General features: G+C 46.5%; 17 protein-coding genes. 4 read left to right on the top strand and 13 right to left on the bottom strand.

Annotated elements, in window-relative coordinates:
- The first annotated feature begins 51 nt into the window (after positions 1-51).
- From ADS79_RS13285 to cbpB, 3 genes are all read left to right on the top strand, one after another.
- On the top strand, positions 52-894 hold the full coding sequence (locus ADS79_RS13285) for a lipoyl protein ligase domain-containing protein (protein ID WP_049738864.1): 843 nt from the start codon (positions 52-54) through the stop codon (positions 892-894).
- Between the two features lie 71 nt (positions 895-965).
- Entirely contained in the window at positions 966-2,102 is a 1,137-nt protein-coding gene (locus ADS79_RS13280) for an acyltransferase (protein WP_049738863.1), read from the top strand.
- 275 nt (positions 2,103-2,377) lie between these two features.
- Positions 2,378-2,839 carry a cyclic-di-AMP-binding protein CbpB gene (gene cbpB, locus ADS79_RS13275; RefSeq protein WP_049738862.1) on the top strand — a complete coding sequence of 154 codons (462 nt, stop codon included), beginning with the start codon at positions 2,378-2,380 and terminating at the stop codon, positions 2,837-2,839.
- Between the two features lie 66 nt (positions 2,840-2,905).
- Here cbpB and ADS79_RS13270 read toward each other — a convergent pair whose 3' ends face one another.
- The 4 genes from ADS79_RS13270 to ADS79_RS13255 all read right to left on the bottom strand — a co-directional run bounded on the left by ADS79_RS13270 (position 2,906) and on the right by ADS79_RS13255 (position 6,032).
- The gene (locus ADS79_RS13270) at positions 2,906-3,265 is read right to left on the bottom strand and encodes a DUF3139 domain-containing protein (RefSeq protein ID WP_236699970.1); all 360 of its coding nucleotides are present in this window, start codon (positions 3,263-3,265) and stop codon (positions 2,906-2,908) included.
- 217 nt (positions 3,266-3,482) lie between these two features.
- Positions 3,483-4,565, bottom strand: coding sequence for a YheC/YheD family endospore coat-associated protein (locus ADS79_RS13265; RefSeq protein WP_049738861.1), 1,083 nt, complete (start codon positions 4,563-4,565; stop codon positions 3,483-3,485).
- Positions 4,566-4,688: 123 nt separating this feature from the next.
- A complete protein-coding gene (gene mnmM / locus ADS79_RS13260) occupies positions 4,689-5,249 on the bottom strand; it encodes a tRNA 5-(aminomethyl)-2-thiouridylate-methyltransferase MnmM (protein ID WP_049738860.1) in 561 nt (186 codons plus the stop codon).
- A 24-nt stretch (positions 5,250-5,273) separates the two neighbouring features.
- Entirely contained in the window at positions 5,274-6,032 is a 759-nt protein-coding gene (locus ADS79_RS13255; RefSeq protein WP_049738859.1) for an MBL fold metallo-hydrolase, read from the bottom strand.
- Between the two features lie 53 nt (positions 6,033-6,085).
- On the opposite strand from ADS79_RS13255, the gene ADS79_RS13250 reads away from it, so the two are divergent.
- On the top strand, positions 6,086-7,123 hold the full coding sequence (locus ADS79_RS13250) for a YkvI family membrane protein (RefSeq protein ID WP_049738858.1): 1,038 nt from the start codon (positions 6,086-6,088) through the stop codon (positions 7,121-7,123).
- Between the two features lie 108 nt (positions 7,124-7,231).
- Here the strand turns inward: ADS79_RS13250 and ADS79_RS13245 are convergent, their stop codons facing one another.
- The 9 genes from ADS79_RS13245 to ADS79_RS13205 all read right to left on the bottom strand — a co-directional run bounded on the left by ADS79_RS13245 (position 7,232) and on the right by ADS79_RS13205 (position 17,767).
- A complete protein-coding gene (locus ADS79_RS13245) occupies positions 7,232-8,098 on the bottom strand; it encodes a 2-oxoacid:ferredoxin oxidoreductase subunit beta (protein ID WP_049738857.1) in 867 nt (288 codons plus the stop codon).
- Complete coding sequence (locus tag ADS79_RS13240) at positions 8,070-9,848, bottom strand: 2-oxoacid:acceptor oxidoreductase subunit alpha (protein WP_049738856.1); 1,779 nt, start codon at positions 9,846-9,848, stop codon at positions 8,070-8,072. Before ADS79_RS13240 ends, ADS79_RS13245 begins: the two co-directional genes overlap by 29 nt.
- Before the next feature lie 193 nt (positions 9,849-10,041).
- Positions 10,042-10,980 (bottom strand): dipeptidase, encoded by a 939-nt coding sequence (locus tag ADS79_RS13235; RefSeq protein ID WP_049738855.1) that lies wholly within the window; start codon positions 10,978-10,980, stop codon positions 10,042-10,044.
- A gap of 106 nt (positions 10,981-11,086) precedes the next feature.
- Positions 11,087-11,347 carry a stage V sporulation protein SpoVS gene (spoVS, locus tag ADS79_RS13230; RefSeq protein ID WP_003385776.1) on the bottom strand — a complete coding sequence of 87 codons (261 nt, stop codon included), beginning with the start codon at positions 11,345-11,347 and terminating at the stop codon, positions 11,087-11,089.
- 111 nt (positions 11,348-11,458) lie between these two features.
- Positions 11,459-12,253 carry a TIGR00282 family metallophosphoesterase gene (locus tag ADS79_RS13225; protein ID WP_049738854.1) on the bottom strand — a complete coding sequence of 265 codons (795 nt, stop codon included), beginning with the start codon at positions 12,251-12,253 and terminating at the stop codon, positions 11,459-11,461.
- A 131-nt stretch (positions 12,254-12,384) separates the two neighbouring features.
- Positions 12,385-13,926 (bottom strand): ribonuclease Y, encoded by a 1,542-nt coding sequence (gene rny, locus ADS79_RS13220; RefSeq protein WP_049738853.1) that lies wholly within the window; start codon positions 13,924-13,926, stop codon positions 12,385-12,387.
- A 281-nt stretch (positions 13,927-14,207) separates the two neighbouring features.
- Positions 14,208-14,855, bottom strand: a complete 648-nt coding sequence (locus ADS79_RS13215) for a RecX family transcriptional regulator (RefSeq protein WP_049738852.1) — start codon at positions 14,853-14,855, stop codon at positions 14,208-14,210.
- Positions 14,856-14,944: 89 nt separating this feature from the next.
- Positions 14,945-16,003: a recombinase RecA gene (gene recA / locus ADS79_RS13210; protein ID WP_049738851.1), complete on the bottom strand. Its 1,059-nt coding sequence runs from the start codon at positions 16,001-16,003 to the stop codon at positions 14,945-14,947.
- 174 nt (positions 16,004-16,177) lie between these two features.
- Entirely contained in the window at positions 16,178-17,767 is a 1,590-nt protein-coding gene (locus tag ADS79_RS13205; RefSeq protein ID WP_049738850.1) for a DEAD/DEAH box helicase, read from the bottom strand.

The raw sequence follows: 17,767 nt of genomic DNA, 5'->3' as shown, positions 1-17,767 counted from the left end.
CGGTTCAGTTGTATAATGGTACCTATTCTTGTCCTGTGAAGGAGCCTATTTATGTCATTTTCTGTCAATCAGCCTTTTCGTTGGATGGACTCGGGTACCTATCAGGAAAGTCCACTCGAGCCATTGATCCGAGATGAAGCCCTGACAGCAAGTATGCAGCACGCTTCCGCTTCACCTGTCATCCATCTGTGGGTCTATGATCAAGCCCTCTATCTCGGGCGCAGAGACGCCAAGCTGCCTTATTTGCAGCAGGCCCTGCACCAGTTTGGTGTAAACGGCTTTGGATGTGTCCTAAGATCGTCTGGAGGCGCCTGTGTACCACTGGATGCTGGTGTACTTAATCTGGCTTGTTTGTTGCCGGATACCACGATATCGATTGATTCGTTCTTCTCGTTTGTTGCTGACCTGCTTCGTGTCGGATTACGTGACTATGGCACCCTGCAGTTTGGCGAAGTAGCCGGTTCGTACTGTGCAGGAGAATATGATTTTTCCATTCACGGAAAAAAAATCGGAGGCATGGCACAGCGACGTACCCGCTTTGGTTCTATTCTGCAGCTCTGTATCAACGTAGAAGACCGACCGCGTGGGGAATGGATGGAACATTTTTATGAAATTGCTGGTCTTCACGAGATGGATAACCATAAGCCGATTCCACGTATTGATGGGTCCACGGATGGCAGCATCGCCAGCATGACAAATCAATCTGCTACAGTTACTGATGTAAAAGAGCGCTTACTTGCTTCTATTCGGACACAATGGCCCGTAACGCCAACACCGTTTACTACCGAGCAAATGCTCGTAGATGAGTCTCGTCACCACCTGGCACAGCGCTTGCGCCTGTTTGCCTACACGGCAAAAGAATTGGCAGCAACTGACTGGCGTTTGCCTGAATAAAGATCTCATCGGATCAAAAGCTAATCTAAGGGTGCAGCTAGCCCACGATTGGCAAAAATCTTGGAGGATATATGAATAGCGATCGAAAGGGGACGTTTCAGGATCTGAATGCCCTTTTTGTTTTTGGGGCATGTACGATTCTAGTGATTCATATTCTCGGTTTTTTTATTGCCAACCAAACAGACTATCCATGGAACGAAAATCTTGAAGCCGTATTGTTGATCTTGCTCCGCTTCGGACGGTCCTTGTTTATTTTCGCAACAGGATTACTTCTGTTTTACTGGTATCGAAACCGACAATTGGACTGGAAAACCTTCTGGACGAAGCGCTGGCGCAATATCGTGCTTCCTTATATCATCTGGACTGCGATCTTTACCGGTTTTAAATTTCAGAGTATAAATCCGGTTGAACTGGCTTATCCTTTTTTTCACAGCTTGTTTACTGGAAGCGCTTTTTATCACTTGTACTATATTCCGCTCTATTTACAGCTCAATTTACTGTTTTGTCTGGTTAAGCCTTTGTTTGAGCGTTTTCTGAGCTTTCGTGTCGTACTCTTGCTGTTCGCTGGTCAAATGGGTCTGTATGTGTTGTACCACTACCTGTTCATCAATCCGCTCTGGGACATTGATTGGACCGCTAATTCGCTCCTGTCACTGGTTCAGCACACCTATATTGCAGGACAAAATTATGTGTACATGTATGTGTTTACTTTCTCACTAGGTGCCTATGCGGGATTGAATCTGGAGAAATGGCGTACGTGGACACATAAAATGCGTTATTTCGCTCATTTTGTCATGATCGTATCAGCAGGATGGATTATGGCGAACTATCTGAGTGGCTCCAAAAGCTACCTGGAAAGCCTGAATATATTTGAACCGCTGTATTTGATCTATACGCTGAGTTTTCTCGTCAGCTTCTATTCCCTATCACGTTATCTGGGGAAACTGCCAACAATGGGTCCATGGCTCTCCAATATAGCGAAACAAAATATGGCCATCTATCTCGTCCATCCACTGATTTTGTTTTTGTTAGAGAGCTATGTGATTTACCGGTTGAATTGGGCGACACCGCTTCTGATGCTTGCCATGTTTATCGTAACACCGCCTCTGTGCATCTTTTTGTATAAGCATACACTCATCTCATACTGGACAAGCCGTGTACGACAAAAGCCAAAGCAGGTCCTGCAGACGGAGACCCAGAAAGCCTGACGGGATATGAGGTCTGTTTCCTTCAAAATCCTAATGTAAAAACCGGGGTCATCTTGCATACTAAAAGCAGGGACAACAATTGTTCCACACCTCGATTACTTGCCTGGCCTTGAGCCGGGCTTTTTTTCGCCCTCCAGAACTGTCATTTTTTCTCTTTACTTACATGGTTTTTTTATGTAGACCTATCGTTTACTCCCAGCATACGTTATCATAGAAGAGAACCACAGGCAGCCTGCGTGGCTTCCATAGATGACAGAAAAGGTGGTTGATCTAAAATGACTCAAAATCATCCATTGTTACATACGCCTATCAAAGAATTGATTATTAGCTCAACGAAAGTAGCTCATGTTCAATTAGGCAATTCGCTGGAACACGCTCTACTCGTCCTCATCAAATCCGGCTACTCCGCTATTCCCGTTTTAGACCATCAGTACCATTTACACGGGCTGATCAGCACCAATATGGTTATGAACAAGACGTTGGGTCTCGAACGATTCGAACTGGAGCAGATGTCTGAACATACCGTCGATGAAGTCATGGATACCAAGATGCCACGTCTGAAAGACTCTGACGATTTCATGAAGGCTCTTGAGGTTTCGATCAATCACCCATTCGTGTGCATCGTTGACGATGAGCAGTATTTCCAAGGGATTCTCACGCGAAAATCGATTTTGGCACTGGCCTACCGGCACTTTCGAAACCTGCCGTTTCCATCAGCAGACACCCATCAGACGTAAATGGATAAAGCGAGACAGACCCGAGACGGGGGCAAGATCAAGTGCCCACCGTCCTTTTCTTATTGACTACTCCTGCTGTTCCTCCAATGTTTTGCGATGCTTTAGATTCTGCTCTTGCAATCCCTGCTGCTTTCCTTCCTCAGTCAAACGATATCCAAACTGAATGACTTCATTGTGTGCAAAATAGACATACTCTACCTCAGGCTCATCGGTAAATACGACAATGGCACAAAACGCAGGCAGCTTCTTGCTCCATTCTCCTGTCACGGATTGGATTTGCTCAGGTAGGATTTTTTCTTTTTTCAGCAGATGCTCCATTACTCTGTCGGCATATATCATCTTGTTTGCCTGGACATAAACAAACGGTGTCAAAACGAGTGCAAGCAGGACGACTAGCCAAATATACCTCTTTGCCCCTCTCATCATTCCCTCTCTTTCTCCCCTGTTCAAGCTACTTCATCTGCGCAGACTCGAAACAGCGATACCTCGCCCTCCATTACAGGTAAGGTACAGCGATTTCTCCCAGTATATATTCTGTTTTGTTCTGATTCAATTCATCATTCAATTTCGTCTGCTTTATCAGTTAAACGAAAAAGCAGACATTCCATATGTCTGCTTTTCATGTGAATCTGCTATGATTTTATTAGGCGAGCTGCTTTTTCTTTCGTGCCTTTTGGTCATAGATCAAGGTGTGAGCATATTCCATCGGATGACGATAGGTCTGCTTAAACATCGCTTTTTCCCCTGCTTTGAAAAAAGAATATCGCTGATCGCGCACATTCACTTCAATTAAATACGGATTTCCTTTGTCATCAATCCCCATATCCATGCCAAGGTCCGCTAATGACTGAAAATGCTGGCTATACTGCTTCGCAATTTTTACTGCCGCCTGACTGATTTTTTCCATGATTTCCGGATGTGCTTCTGGAAGAAATCCTCCTTTGATTGCCTCTGATAAGGAAACAGCTCTGCCTCCACGAGACAAATTGCTTAGCTTGTTTTGCTGATTGGCAACTTTTGCTACCATGCCGCTTACCGTCCATTCCCGTTCAGCATTCTTCTGAACAGAGACGCGGATGTCAAACGTTTTTCCATGATAACGGGCAAGTGCGATTCCTTGTTGAATTAAAAATCGTTTATTGCCCACCCATTTGCGGACGACAGCAAGTAGTTGGTTCCGATTCAGGGTTCTTTGCTTTTTTGAGGAGATAAACCGGTATTCGTTTCCATTCCGTTCAATGCGTGCCACACCGATTCCTACTGATCCGATCGACGGCTTTACGTAGACAATCCGGTATTTATCCAGGAAATGTCGAAGCTGCTCAGAAGTATAAGGAACGGTGTGTGGCAGGTACTGACGAAGCTGCTGGTTTTTCCAAAGCATCTGATGCACTTTTCGTTTATCCCGCACTACCAATCCATTAAAAACTGTCTTTTTTCTACTTAGACGCTGGATCGTACTTCGTGATCTTCCATCGCCAGTCAGCACTCGATTGTGAATCACGCGCGGGATATGGACCAAACGTGGAACTAATCTGCTGCCGTTCCAAAAATAACCCTTTACCTTCTCCTCGCCAGGTAGCACATGGCTGGGGTGAAAGAACACTGGCTCTAGTCCTAGCTCTTTTCCAATTTCCACATAATAAGGTAGGCGCTCGTAAGACTTGTCTCCATTAATCCCTTTCTGCATAATGCCCCAATCTAACATAATGCCGATTCTGTCCACAAAGATCCCCCTTGCTCCGTTCCTCAACATAGGGTATGTGCCACAATCGACAAGGGATTGCCTATTTTTCGCAAGTGCTGTCGGAACCTGCGCTTGCCCGGGAAAGATTGATATTTTCTCTTCTTAGACTAATCGCCGCTCAATAGCAAGCAAAAAAGGAGCCTGGTTCTGCTGGTTGATATACTGGTATTTCAAAACGAGAAACTCCAATTGACTCAATTCGTGACAAAAGGATTCTACGGCGTCCTTCTCCACTTCTCCGGCGGCATGCCCCCAGTAAATCATGACTGTCATAATGCCACCTGGTCGAAGTGCATTGAGACCCGATTGGATCGCGCGAATGGTGCTAGTAGCTTGTGTGGTAATCTCTTTATCTCCTCCAGGAAGATAGCCAAGATTAAACATAATTGCTCCTGCTTTTACTTCCAGCTTCTCGATCTCTTCATGGCTCGCCAGCTTCATATCTACCCAATTTGCGACACCTTCCCGCTCCAAACGCTCTCTTGTTTTCTCTATCGCAAGCGGCTGGATGTCAAAAGCGACGACTTTCCCCTGCTCTTTGACCAATTGGGCGAGGAATAAGGTGTCATTTCCATTCCCCATCGTGGCATCAATGACCGTCTCTCCTTCGTTGACACGCTCGCGTATTAAGGTTCTTGCTACTTCCAATACATTCGGGAACATCTTGTATCTCCTCTCAGAGTAACTTTATTGCTTATGTACATCGATTTGAAGTCCGATACGGGCGATATAGCATGTGCCCGTCTGATAGGCTCCTGCTTGCGCTATTACGTCTTCCTCCGGATATCCATAGAATAGATGTGTAACGAGTAAGGAACTGCAGGAAAGCGATTCTGCCAGCTCCGCAGCATCACGCACAGACAAGTGTCCATTTGGCTTTTGTGGCTTGTTATGGTCAAGATAGGTACCCTCACATATGAATAGATCCGCACCCTCTGCAAACCCTCTCCAATTCGTTCCTGGACCGCTGTCCGCCCCGTATACAATGACACCATTCTTCGATTCCAGTCTCATCGCAAAGCAAGGATCGCCATCTCCGTGATCCGTCCGCAAAAAGGTCACCTTCACATCGCCGATGATCAGGCTGGTCTGTTCGTTTACCGGGTGAAAGCGAGTTGCGTCACGGTAGGTAAGTGCCTGTACATTTTCGATGGGTGCTTCCGGCGCATAAATAGGAAGAGGTCGGTCCGCCGGGCGTTGTCCAAATAATTGATGAACCATGAGACCGTATTGCAAGACCCCGATATCCGCGATGTGATCATGATGATAATGGGACAACAGTAAAGCGTCCAGCTCATAAATGGGAAAATGCTTCCCTGCCTGTGCGAGGACACCGCTCCCGCAATCAATCAGGAGGCGCACTTCGTCTGTTTCAAGCAAATATCCTGGAGTCGCTCCCCCAGGACCAGGATAAGGAGATTGATAGCCTAACACAGTAACGCGCATATTCGATTCACTCCTTCTCATAGGATGGAATAAGGTGGGACAGGAGGTTAGAGATGCAAGGATCATGGAGAGCCGCTTGGCAGATCGCTTTTACGTATATCGGAACAGTCGTTGGAGCCGGTTTTGCCTCTGGTAAAGAGATTGTTGAGTTTTTTGTTCAATACGGGACCCAGGGCTTGGTTGGAATTCTATTAGCTACAGCTCTTTTTGTATGGGCAGGAACACGAATCATGCTGATTTCCTATCGAATCCAGGCCAATTCCTATCAAGAAGTGAGTACTTATCTTTTTGGACATCCCTTTGGAACGGTATTCAATACGCTTTTACTCACGGTATTATTGGGTACTACGTCTGTCATGCTTGCAGCGACAGGCGCAATATTCATGGAGTCGTTTCAACTGTCTTCCCAACTTGGCATTTGGATCAGCATGATACTGATTTTTATCGTTACGAGAAAAGGTTTGTTTGCGATCCATCATGTAAACAGCATCTTTGTGCCAGCACTCATCGCCTTCACTTTCCTCGTCTTTTTGTACACAAAGCCCTGGGAAGATACATCTGTCACTGTTGAGTCTCTCCGTCCCTTGGCATGGTTGAGCTCTCCTTTCTACTATGTTGCCTTAAACGTGTCGCTTACACAAGCAGTTCTTATTCCAATCGGTAGGCAGAGCAAAAGTGAAACACCTTTAATTGCTGGCGGCATCATCGGTGGCTTGGGAATCGGCTTACTCTTGCTCCTCGCTTATTCCTCGTTGTCAGCCAACATGCCCGGTATCCAGCAGGCGGAAATGCCGATGATCGCTTTGCTTCAAGGAGCTGGACGGGGAATTCCCTTGTTCTTTTCCTTACTCGTTTACGCGGAAATCTTCTCGACTCTGGTTGCAAACGTGTTTGGTCTGTCCGAACAGATTCGTCAGCTAACGCGATTACGTGGTCCCACCATTCTTTTGGCTATCCTGGCAATCTGCTATTTTATTAGCTTTGTTGGCTTTGGCTCCTTGCTTCGTTTCTTGTACCCTCTTTTTGGACAGCTCGTCGTCTTTTTCCTCGTGATGCTGATGTATCGACAATGGCGTGGTAAGACCCTGTAAAAAAGCTCTATCGGGGATATCTTATGGAGACAGCACTGCATTTAGCAGCTAGAGCAGCAAAAAAATAAAAAAACCTCTCCACAAAGGGAGAGGTTTTTCTTCGAAACCTTACGCAAATTCTGCAACCAGTTTTGCGAAATCTTCTTCGGACAGGCGAACGTCTTGGTTAGCCAAGCCTTCTGCTTTAAATCCGTTAACGAGTGCTTCGTAAGGTTTTTGTTCTGTATTTTGATAGATCAGACCAGTGATCAGACCTTTATGTTGCATAGAAGTAGACATAGCCTTGATACGGTCATGTGGATCGTAGCCTTCGATTGTGTCGATAGGAACGATGTTCTCTTTGAACCAGTCGTAAGTGTTTACCTTGTTGTAGGTTACACAAGGGCTGAATACGTTGATCAGAGAGAAGCCTTCATGCTGGATACCTTTTTCAATCAGTTCAGTCAAGCCCTTCAGATCGCTGGAGAAAGATTGAGCAACGAATGTTGCACCAACAGACAGCGCCAATTCAACAGGTGAAATGGAGGACTCGATGGAACCTGCCGGTGTAGACTTGGTCACGAAACCAGTCGCGGAACGCGGAGAGGTTTGACCTTTTGTCAGACCGTAGATTTGGTTATCCATTACGATGTACGTTACGTTCATGTTACGACGGATTGCGTGTACAGTATGACCCATACCGATTGCGAATCCATCACCGTCTCCACCAGCAGCGATAACTGTCAGTTCGCGGTTAGCCATTTTCACACCTTGTGCGATTGGCAATGAACGACCATGGATACCGTGGAAACCATAGCAGTTGATGTAGCCGGAGATACGACCGGAACAACCGATACCGGAAATAACCGCCAGATTTTCAGGTTCCAGACCTACGTTAGCTGCAGCGCGTTGAATCGCCGCTTGGATGGAGAAGTCTCCACAGCCTGGGCACCAGTTTGGCTTAACGTTATTTCGAAACTCTTTCATAGTCGCCATGTTTAACCAGCTCCTTCACTTCAGCATAGATTTCCTTCGGCAGGAATGGGTTTCCGTCATATTTCAACACAGATTCGATCTTCTCTGCGTTTCCAATGTTTTGTTTGATCAAGTTCGTTACTTGAGCTTGAGCGTTGTGTTCTACCACAACTACTTTTTTCGCTTTATCCACGAGTGCTTTCATTTCTTCAGCAGGGAATGGATGCAGCAAACGGATTTGAGCATGGTTAACTTTCATGCCCTCTTTCTCCAAACGACCTTTTGCTTCTTGAATCGTACCGATTGTGGAGTTGATACCCACAACAAGAACATCCGCATCATCATGAGGAGCGTCTGCAGTTACAGCGTTCTTGAATGTTTTCAGCACGCCTTCCATTTTGCGCATACGTTTATCCATTTGTTGGACACGGTTTGCAGCATTCTCGGATGGACGACCAGTTTGATCATGCTCAACACCAGTTACATGGTGCAGACCATATTTTTGACCAGGAATTACACGAGGAGAAACGCCGTCTTCCGTTACTTCATAACGCTTGAACAGGTCGTTTTGCTCTTTTTCTGGCAATTCTTGTCCAGCAAGCAGTTTACCACGACGGATTTCTACTTGGCTGTAGTCAAAAGGAACAACTGTTTGTTTACCCAGAGACAAAGTCAAGTCTGTCATCAGGATTACTGGCAGTTGGTATTCTTCCGCAATGTTAAACGCTTCCACAGCATCATAGAAGCACTCTTCTACTGTACTAGGAGTGATTACTACTTTAGGAATGTCACCATGTGTACCATAAATCATAGCATTCACGTCGGATTGCTCGATTTTGGTTGGCATACCTGTAGAAGGACCACCACGCTGAGTGTTTACGATTACAACTGGTGTTTCAGTGATACCAGCCAGACCGATTGCTTCCATCATCAGGGACAGACCAGGACCTGCAGATGCAGTCAAGGAACGAGCACCAGCAAAGTTTGCACCGATTGCCATTGTGATCGCAGCGATCTCGTCTTCTGTTTGAATAACCGTACCGCCCAATTTAGGCAGCTTTTTGATCAGATATTCCATTACCTCAGATGCTGGGGTAATTGGGTAAGCTGGCATGAAGCGGCATCCTGCTGCTACAGCACCAAGAGCGATTGCATCGTTACCGATCAGGAACAATTGCTTTTGTGGATCAGCTTTGTCCAATTGGAACTCTGGCAATTGACCACCAGTCAGCTCGTTAACAAATTCAAAACCGCGGCGAATGGCATCCATGTTCTTTTCAACCACTTTTTCGCCTTTGCGGAGGAACATATCTTCAACAATGACTCGGTAGCTTTCCACTGGGATGCCGAGGATCGCGCTGGACGCACCGATCGACACCATGTTTTTCATCAGGGAAGTACCCAGTTCATCTGCAATTTCAGATAGCGGAACAGTGAAAAAGCGAACTGGCTTCAAGCCGTCCGGTAGCTTTGGATTAAATTTCGCATCGGCGATGATGATACCGCCTTCACGCAATTCATGCCCGTTAAAATCGATCGTCTCCTGATCGAACGCTACGAGAATGTCCAGATCGTCGGAGATTGCGCGCATCGGTTGTGTACTCACGCGAATTTTATTGTTTGTGTGTCCACCCTTAATACGGGAAGAGAAGTGACGATAGCTATACAGATGATATCCCATCCGGTTCATCGCCATCGAGAAAATCTCACCAGTACTCTCGATGCCCTCCCCTTGCTGTCCTCCAACTTTCCAAGAAAGTTGACTAATCATTCAGATTCCACCCTTTCAGTGACTGTGAGAAAAAGCGCTCATCTTATCTGAAAAAGACTGATAAGATGTGACAATTCTGTGCATAGACAGTAACAATTGTAGTCCTGTCCATGTGAAATTGCAAGTGCTTTTACTCAACTTACTTTTGACCTGAATTTTAATGTTGAACTTGGTACATTAATATCCTCATGTATTATTGTAGCACGTTTCCGAAAACACGCAACCAATTTCCGTGTACAAATTTCATTACTTCCGCTTGTTTGTAGCGCTTTAGCAAAGCCTCCAGTAATTGGGTGTAGCTTGCCGATGAGCTCAAGTCTCCAAACGTTCTTGGGATCCCGTCAAAATCAGAGCCAAAGGCAACGTGATCAGCTCCACCGAGTGCGCAGACATGATCTAAATGACGCAGGAGATCATCGATCCATACCGTTCTCTCCTCGTTAACTGTAAAGAAGTCTACAAATGTCAGCCCCATGACCCCGTTATTCGCGATCAGTGCGCGTATTTGCTCGTCGGTAAGATTGCGAGGATGATTGCATACTTCCCTCACATTGGAATGAGAGGCGATGATCGGTGCTTTTGATAGCTCAAGCACATCCCAAAAGCCGGGATCGGCTAAATGAGAAACGTCAATCATCATCCCCAGACGATTCATTTCTTCTATTACTGTGCGTCCGAATGACGTCAGCCCACCTGGATTCGGCTCACCGCTTCCATCTGCAATGGCATTTCCGTGATTCCAGGTCAATGTCATCCCGCGAACCCCCAGGCGATACCATGTACGCAGTTGAACCAAACTTTCTTCTAATGCATGCGCGCCTTCTACAAACAGAATAGCCCCTTTCTCCCCCTTTAATACGCAATGATCCAAATCAGACTTCGTATAGATCGGAAGAAATTGCTCGCTAGCTACCCTCTCATGAAAAATATCCAGCATCTCTAGAACTGTGTGAAATCTACGCCCAAAAGGCACATGGGTAGGAACAAAGCACGCGAGGACTTGTATATCTATATTCCCTTTTACGAGCTCAGGAAAACCTGCCTGCAGCCTCTCATCTTCCTTATAAAAATCCAGCTCAGGCTTGTCCCAGAGCTTGCACAGTACATCGCAATGCGCGTCAAAAATTTTCATGCTCCCCACTCCCTCTATGTTTTGCTTAGGTACGAGCTTATGTAAACAAACGAAAAAACCTGTTCATTCTTCGAACAAACAGGCAGACGAAACAACAATCATTTTATTATCTGGGCTCTACGATTAGCTTGATAGCGGTTCGCTCTTCTCCATCAATTACGATGTCGGTAAAGGCTGGAATACAAATTAGGTCAACTCCACTCGGCGCTACGAACCCTCGTGCGATAGCTACGGCCTTCACAGCTTGATTAAGCGCCCCGGCGCCTATGGCTTGAATCTCGGCAGCTCCGCGTTCACGTAGAACGCCAGCAAGGGCACCAGCAACGGAATTGGGGTTAGACTTTGCTGAAACTTTTAATACTTCCATCCTTTTGAACCTCCCGTCTGATAGGAATCCTGTCATCATTAGAATGATATTCGCATAACCCCTAAAAATTCCTGCTAACTCGCATGAAAGATTCAAAAAATTCTAATCTTATTATTCCATAAATGGATGGTCGACGTCAATTCTGATTCGTTCCAATTTTTTCGCATTCCCTGTATTCTTATCCAGCGTGATCAAAACAGCATTCAGCTGAGCAGGATCGGGAGCTACTTCAAATCGAACTGGCAACTGCGTCAAAAACTTTTTAATGACCGCCTCGCGCTCCATCCCTAAAATTCCGTTGCTCGGCCCACACATTCCGACATCACACAAAAATCCGGTTCCGCCAGGCAACACCCGCTCATCGGCTGTTTGTACATGCGTATGCGTGCCAACAACTGCGCTCACTTTTCCATCCAAATACCAAGCCATGGCCTGCTTCTCGGATGTTGCTTCCGCATGAAAATCAACAAAAATCAGCTTGGTTCGTTTTCGGGCTTGTTCTACGAGTTTGTCCGCCATTTGAAACGGGCAATCCAATGGAGGTAAAAACGTTCTGCCCATCAGATTGATTACGGCGAGTTCCCCTTCCGATTGTTTAATGTATGTAATCCCTTTTCCAGGTGCACCTTGCGGAAAATTGGCTGGACGAATCATTCGGGGCTCATCATCGATAAAATCAAAAATTTCTTTTTGGTCCCATGTGTGGTTACCGAGTGTGATGGCTTGAACCCCACCCTCGAATAGCTCCTTGGTAATTTTCTCTGTAATCCCTCTGCCATGAGCAGCATTTTCTCCATTGGCCACAATAAACGTAGGCTGGTACTTTCTTTTCAACAGGGGCAGATACGTTTTTACGATCTCCCTTCCTGGTGAGCCCATAATATCTCCGATAAACAAAAGCTTCATTTCACTATCACCTCATTGCTAGTATACACAACGAAACGGGCTGACAAAAACATTCGCAAGTCATTCTCCGATAACAGATGTGTTTTCAATCCTTTTATCGTAGAAAAAAAGTAAAGTGGCCAATAGCCACTTTACTTTGCATACTCAACTGCCCTTGTTTCACGGATAACCGTCACTTTAATGTGACCTGGGTAGTCAAGTTCATTTTCAATTCGTTTGGTGATCTCCCGTGCAAGACGGGTAGCTTCCGCATCGTCAATCTTTTCAGGTTGTACCATCACGCGAATTTCGCGTCCTGCTTGAATCGCATAAGACTTTTCTACGCCATCGAACGACTCAGAGATTTCTTCCAGTTTCTCCAAACGTCTGATATAAGTTTCCAATGTCTCACGGCGTGCACCTGGGCGTGCAGCAGACAATGCGTCCGCAGCTCCCACGAGCATGGCAATGACGGAGGTAGGTTCGGTATCACCGTGATGAGAAGCAATACTGTTGACTACAACTTGATGCTCATTGTACTTCTTAGCCAGTTCCACACCGATTTCTACGTGAGAACCTTCCACTTCATGGTCGATCGCTTTACCGATATCATGAAGAAGACCTGCTCGCTTAGCCAGCTTGACGTCTTCTTTCAGCTCGGCTGCCATCAATCCTGCCAGATGGGCAACCTCCATAGAGTGCTTCAAAACGTTTTGACCGTAGCTTGTACGATAGCGCAAACGTCCCAAAATCTTGATCAGGTCTGGATGCAGACCATGTACACCGGTTTCAAACGTAGCTTGTTCACCGTATTCACGGATTCGTTCATCTACTTCGCGACGTGCTTTTTCAACCATTTCCTCGATACGGGCTGGGTGAATGCGACCGTCAGCAACCAGTTTATCCAAAGCCGTTTTGGCGATTTCTCGACGAATCGGATCGAAGCCAGACAGGATGACAGCTTCAGGAGTATCGTCAATAATCAGATCGATACCAGTAAGCGTCTCCAGTGCACGAATGTTTCGTCCCTCACGTCCGATAATCCGGCCCTTCATCTCGTCGTTAGGCAGAGTGACAACAGAAACAGTCGTTTCTGCTACGTGATCTGCTGCACAGCGCTGGATGGAGGTCGTGATAATCTCGCGAGCACGCTTGTCCGCTTCTTCCTTGGCTTGTGTCTCGATCTCTTTGATCATCACAGCCATCTCATGGCGAACCGTGTTTTCCACGTCCGTCAGAATGATATTTTTCGCTTCATCCTGCGTCAAGCCAGAAATGCGTTCCAACTCGGATACTTGTTCTTTATATAAGTGCTCTACCTTGCTTTGCAATTCTGCGATGGAACGGTCACGCTCTGATAATTCTTCTTCTTTACGCTCCAACTGTTCCATCTTGCGGTCCAACGATTCTTCTTTTTGGAGGATTCGTCGTTCCTGACGCTGGATTTCGTTGCGTCTGTCGCGCAACTCGTTTTCCGCCTCAGAACGAAGCTTGAACACTTCATCCTTAGCTTCCAGCACCTTTTCCTTTTTAACGGCTTCGGCGTCCCGTTTCGCTTCTTCAACGATCTGGTGTGCAGCTTCTTCTGCACTAGAGATCTTCGCTTCCGCAATGGATCTGCGAATGAAGTAGCCAGCACCCAAACCGATAAGCAGAGCGACGAGCACAATAACTACTGTAAGTATAGGTTCCATAGGCTTTTTCGTTTCACCTCCTTATTGTAAGACATCTCCCCGCTTTCCAAGCATTTGTTTTTCATGGAGTGCCGCTGTCGTTTTGCTCTCACTTTCGAACATTCGACTAAAAAACAAGACCGACTATACTCGGTCCGCTGAATCCGCACATGTCATGCACGGTTTTTCAGTTGTTCTACAGGCAACGAGTGAGCAAATCGAAAAAAGTTATGATACACCAAGTAAATACAAACCTATTTTATTATTTGTGAACAAGAATTGTCAAGATCATGCAATTAGAGTTACCTCTGTTCACGCTCTCTCTGACGCAATTCTCCTCTAATTTGTTGAACAATAGAGTGAGAGAACCCTTTACGCATGAGCATAGACAGCAGCTTGCGCTCTTCGTCTGGGTTTGGAGGACCTTGCAGTCGCCGTGCTTTCTTCTCTATCAATGACCGTGCTGCTTCGAGTTCTGACTCTTTGGAAACGTGACTCACTGCTTCCTCAACAATTGATCTGTCCACACCTCTCTGCTGCAGCTCCATTCGCAGCATATACGAGCTGCGAGGCTTTATCCGCAGTCTTTCATCCACCCACTGCTTGGCGAATGCCTTATCATCTATGTAACCTTGCTCCTCACATCGCCGACAAATCTCCTCTGCTATTTTTGGTTCAAAACCTTTCTCTAGCAAATAGGCATGCAGCTGGCTGCTCGTCCTTGGACGAAAACCGAGATAGCGGAGGGCTCCCAAGTATGCCTTATGCTTTTCCTCAGCCACTAGCACTTCCCGATAAAAGGCTTCGTCTACTTCGGTTCCTTTGAAAAGGTTGTACTTTACCAGTATGTCTTCATGAACGGTAAACGCATACTCGTCATTTAATTCAATATGATATCTTTGCTTTTGCTTCATATCCCGGTGCACCGATGTAATCAGGCCACTCTTCATGTCTTCATCCTCCCTTCCGATCTATTAACGTGAACAAAACAGCCTGTCTCATCGACAGGCTGTTGCTTTGAATTTGCCATTCGTCTGGATTATTCCAGATCAAATGTCGGCTCTTCGTCTTGCTCAGGATCATTCACTGGCTCCGCTTCAGGAACTGAACCAGGATTGAGGCTGAAGTATTCGCGAACCCTCGTTTCAATTTGCGTCGCAATGTGAGGATTCTCTTTCAGGAACACTTTCGAATTCTCACGGCCCTGACCAAGACGCTCTTCATTAAAGGAATACCATGCACCGCTCTTTTGTACTACGTCGATTTCGGAACCGATATCGAGGATACTACCTTCTCTGGAGATTCCTTCACCGTACATGATGTCCACTTCTGCTACCTTGAACGGTGGAGCCACTTTATTTTTGACAACCTTGATTTTGGTCTTGCTACCCAAGATGTCATTTCCAACCTTGATAGACTCAGCCTTACGTACGTCGAGTCGAACACTCGCGTAGAACTTCAATGCGCGTCCACCAGGAGTAGTCTCAGGGTTACCGAACATAACGCCAACTTTTTCACGAAGCTGGTTAATGAAGATGGCGATTGTTTTGGACTTGTTGATCGCTCCAGAAAGTTTGCGCAGCGCTTGAGACATCAATCGAGCCTGCAAACCTACGTGAGAATCTCCCATCTCGCCCTCGATCTCGGCTTTCGGCACCAGTGCCGCTACCGAGTCAACTACGATAATATCTACTGCACCAGAGCGCACCAATGCCTCTGCAATTTCCAATGCTTGCTCACCTGTGTCAGGCTGAGACAGAAGCAATTCATCAATATTCACACCGAGCTTGGCAGCATAGACTGGGTCAAGTGCATGCTCCGCATCGATAAAGGCAGCTTGTCCACCTTGTCTTTGCACTTCTGCGATCGCGTGGAGCGCAACGGTTGTTTTACCCGAAGATTCTGGTCCGTAAATTTCAACGACACGTCCACGTGGGAATCCACCTACACCAAGTGCGATATCAAGAGCTAGCGCACCAGTGGAGACGGTTGAAATCGAAACGTTGGATACTTCCCCCAACTTCATAATGGAACCTTTACCGAATTGCTTTTCTATCTGACGCAATGCACTTTCCAAAGCTGCGCGACGATCTGACAAATGGTACACACCCTTTCAACATTCGCTTCTGTTTTTCTTGTCTTCATCATACATCGAGACAGAAGGGTTTGCCAAGTATTTTTTGCGAACAAATATTCGCATGGAAGAAAAACAGCCATTTGCTGGATTTTTCCCAGCGAAATGGCTGTAGCTGTCTTTTCTATGACGACCCGATTAAGAGCGCTTCGCCCCACGTGGCTTGGCTGGCTCCAAATTGATCCGTTTTCCATTGATGCGAGTCTGGCGCAGGGATTCGTAAACAAACGCTGCAACCTCTTCTGGAACCTCAACAAAAGTAAAGTTCTCGAAAATGTCGATACGGCCTACAGATTTCCCTGGAATTCCTACAGATTCAGAAATTTCCCGAACCAGATCTTGCGGCTTCATGTTTGCATTGCGGCCAACATTGAGGAAGAAACGAACCATGCCTTTTGCAGCACCAGTCTCTCCGAAGTTGTATGCTTCCGCTTCTTGCGCTTGACCCACTTCACTGTGGAATGCCAGGTGCAGGGCAGCTGCCGCTACTTTTTCTGCAGGATACTGACCTACGAGTGCATCCGCCACTTTTTGATACATATCCGCAATGGAATCACTCTCAAGCAAGCTCGTCAATTGCTCACGCAGCTGCTCTTGCTTCCGCTCTGCTACCTCTTCCAGAGAAGGTACGTTTCTGGACAGGACTTGCGCTTTGGTTTGCTTTTGGATGAACATCATTTGTCTTACTTCACGCGGAGTAACAAGTGTCATCGCAATCCCTTTGCGACCTGCACGACCTGTACGTCCAATGCGGTGAACATAGCTCTCGGAATCCTGTGGAATGTCGTAGTTGATAACGTGAGAAACATTCCCTACGTCGATTCCACGTGCCGCTACGTCTGTCGCAATCAAAAACTCGATAGAGCCTTCACGGAATGCATTCATTACCTTGTCACGCTGTGCCTGAGAGAGGTCACCGTGCAAGCCGTCAGCAAGATAACCGCGAGATTGCAATACCTCAGACAGCTCATCTACACCACGCTTAGTGCGGCAGAAAATGATACCCAATTCCACATCTTCACTATCCAGGATGCGGCAGAGGCTCTCCACTTTATTGCGGTCAAATACTTTGTAATATACCTGTTCAATCAATGGTGCCGTCACTTCTTCACGGCTCACTGCAACTGTTTGTGGCTGCTTCATATAGCGAACGGCCAAACGCTTGATCTCGGGAGGCATTGTTGCAGAGAAGAGCAAGGTTTGACGTTCTTCTGGCATATGCTGAATGATTGTTTCAATATCCTCAATGAAACCCATATCCAGCATTTCATCTGCTTCATCTAACACCAGCGTGTGCACATTCTCCAGCTTCAGTGTTTTACGGCGCAGGTGGTCCATAACGCGTCCTGGTGTACCTACTACGACCTGCACTCCTTGGCGAAGGGCACGGATTTGATGGCCGATCGACTGTCCACCGTATATCGGCAGAGTGCGGACCTTGTTGTATTTGGAAATACGCAATAGCTCACCGGCCACTTGAATAGCCAGCTCGCGGGTAGGTGTCAGAACAATGGCCTGCACGCGATTAGCTGGCGTTACTTTTTCAATCAGAGGAATACCGAATGCAGCCGTTTTACCCGTACCGGTTTGCGCTTGTCCAATCAGGTCTCCGCCGTCCAGTACTTTTGGAATGCAGGCAGCCTGAATCGGTGATGGTTCTTCAAAGCCCATATCGTGGATGGCTTGAAGAATAGATTTATGTAAAGGAAAATCAGAAAAAATCGTCAT

This window comes from Brevibacillus reuszeri (genome assembly GCF_001187725.1).
In the GTDB taxonomy this organism is placed as follows: Bacteria; Bacillota; Bacilli; order Brevibacillales; family Brevibacillaceae; genus Brevibacillus; species Brevibacillus reuszeri.
Note: the sequence above shows the minus strand (reverse complement) of the source record. Positions and strands in the feature narration are given on the sequence as shown.

Excerpts from the sequence above, each read along its gene's own strand:
- ADS79_RS13285 (WP_049738864.1), top strand. The coding sequence starts at position 52 with ATGTCATTTTCTGTCAATCAGCCTTTTCGTTGGATGGACTCGGGTACC.
- ADS79_RS13280 (WP_049738863.1), top strand. The coding sequence starts at position 966 with ATGAATAGCGATCGAAAGGGGACGTTTCAGGATCTGAATGCCCTTTTT.
- cbpB (WP_049738862.1), top strand. The coding sequence starts at position 2,378 with ATGACTCAAAATCATCCATTGTTACATACGCCTATCAAAGAATTGATT.
- ADS79_RS13270 (WP_236699970.1), bottom strand. The coding sequence starts at position 3,265 with ATGATGAGAGGGGCAAAGAGGTATATTTGGCTAGTCGTCCTGCTTGCA.
- mnmM (WP_049738860.1), bottom strand. The coding sequence starts at position 5,249 with ATGTTCCCGAATGTATTGGAAGTAGCAAGAACCTTAATACGCGAGCGT.
- ADS79_RS13255 (WP_049738859.1), bottom strand. The coding sequence starts at position 6,032 with ATGCGCGTTACTGTGTTAGGCTATCAATCTCCTTATCCTGGTCCTGGG.
- ADS79_RS13250 (WP_049738858.1), top strand. The coding sequence starts at position 6,086 with ATGCAAGGATCATGGAGAGCCGCTTGGCAGATCGCTTTTACGTATATC.
- ADS79_RS13245 (WP_049738857.1), bottom strand. The coding sequence starts at position 8,098 with ATGGCGACTATGAAAGAGTTTCGAAATAACGTTAAGCCAAACTGGTGC.
- ADS79_RS13240 (WP_049738856.1), bottom strand. The coding sequence starts at position 9,848 with ATGATTAGTCAACTTTCTTGGAAAGTTGGAGGACAGCAAGGGGAGGGC.
- ADS79_RS13235 (WP_049738855.1), bottom strand. The coding sequence starts at position 10,980 with ATGAAAATTTTTGACGCGCATTGCGATGTACTGTGCAAGCTCTGGGAC.
- spoVS (WP_003385776.1), bottom strand. The coding sequence starts at position 11,347 with ATGGAAGTATTAAAAGTTTCAGCAAAGTCTAACCCCAATTCCGTTGCT.
- ADS79_RS13225 (WP_049738854.1), bottom strand. The coding sequence starts at position 12,253 with ATGAAGCTTTTGTTTATCGGAGATATTATGGGCTCACCAGGAAGGGAG.
- rny (WP_049738853.1), bottom strand. The coding sequence starts at position 13,926 with ATGGAACCTATACTTACAGTAGTTATTGTGCTCGTCGCTCTGCTTATC.
- ADS79_RS13215 (WP_049738852.1), bottom strand. The coding sequence starts at position 14,855 with ATGAAGAGTGGCCTGATTACATCGGTGCACCGGGATATGAAGCAAAAG.
- ADS79_RS13205 (WP_049738850.1), bottom strand. The coding sequence starts at position 17,767 with ATGACGATTTTTTCTGATTTTCCTTTACATAAATCTATTCTTCAAGCC.